This window comes from Arenibacter flavimaris (assembly GCF_030291335.1).
In the GTDB taxonomy this organism is placed as follows: domain Bacteria; phylum Bacteroidota; class Bacteroidia; order Flavobacteriales; family Flavobacteriaceae; genus Arenibacter.
The window spans coordinates 1-1,155 of sequence record NZ_JASWIM010000091.1; the positions used below are offsets into that span (position 1 = coordinate 1).

General features: G+C 48.4%; 1 pseudogene. It reads right to left on the reverse strand.

Annotation, left to right across the window (positions count from 1 at the left end):
* Positions 1-1,155: pseudogene (locus QSE00_RS25130) on the reverse strand (hypothetical protein); the annotation flags it as partial.

The following is a 1,155-nucleotide window of genomic DNA, read 5'->3' on the forward strand; positions in this document are numbered from 1 at the left end:
GTAAGTTCATCCGTTGGTGTAGATGTAAGTATTACTTCCTCTGCAGCTACCAGCTCACCGTTGATGGTATCGTTGTCCAGTACGTTGCTTCCCGGAACCACACCACTTACACCCGTATCCACACTATATCCGTCGTCCACCGCATCGATTGCATTGTCCAAATCGGGGCCTACCTGAATGCTTACCGTGGCCGATGCGCAAACACTGGGATCGGGAATAACATTACATACCTGATAAACTATAGTAACAGTTGTGTTGGATTCGGATTCCACTGGAGTATATGTCAAAAAGCCAGTTTCTTCATCAAAAGATACAATTCCCAAAGCGCTACCACCAATCATGGATAGATTTGTAATTCCCAAATTATCAGGGTCATTATTGGGCAAGTAATCATCATTCTCCAAAATATTGATTGCCACCTCTGTCAAGGCAGGGGTCGACCCTGAGTCATCCCTTGCAGTCGCTACAAGTGGATCCGGATCGGTTCCATTCGGATTTCCATCATTATCACAATCAAGAACCTCCCAATCAACAGTAGGGGTTAACGTAACACTTTCTGGATTATAATCGCAGGGATCCAATGGATCTGTGCCGTCTTCTTTCTCACCCCCGTTGGTTACCCCATCCCCGTCACAGTCGGCTTCGTCCCAACTATTGGAAGGAGCTACAGTTTGGTGGGCCAATACAAAATCGCAGGAATCCAATGGATCCGTACCGTCTTCCTTCTCATCCCCATTGGTTACTCCGTCCCCGTCACAATCAACTGTTAAATAGTCGCCGCTCTGAGCCAAGGTAATATGTTCAGGGTTGTAATCGCAAGGGTCCAATGGATCCGTGCCATCTTCTTTCTCATCCCCGTTGGTTACCCCATCCCCGTCACAGTCCGCTTCGTCCCAACTATTGGAAGGAGCTACAGTTTGGTGGGCCAATACAAAATCGCAGGAATCCAATGGATCCGTACCGTCTTCCTTCTCATCCCCATTGGTTACTCCGTCCCCGTCACAATCAACTGTTAAATAGTCGCCGCTCTGGGCCAAGGTAATATGTTCAGGGTTGTAATCGCAAGGGTCCAATGGATCCGTGCCATCTTCTTTCTCATCCCCGTTGGTTACCCCATCCCCGTCACAGTCCGCTTCGTCCCAACTATTGGAAGGA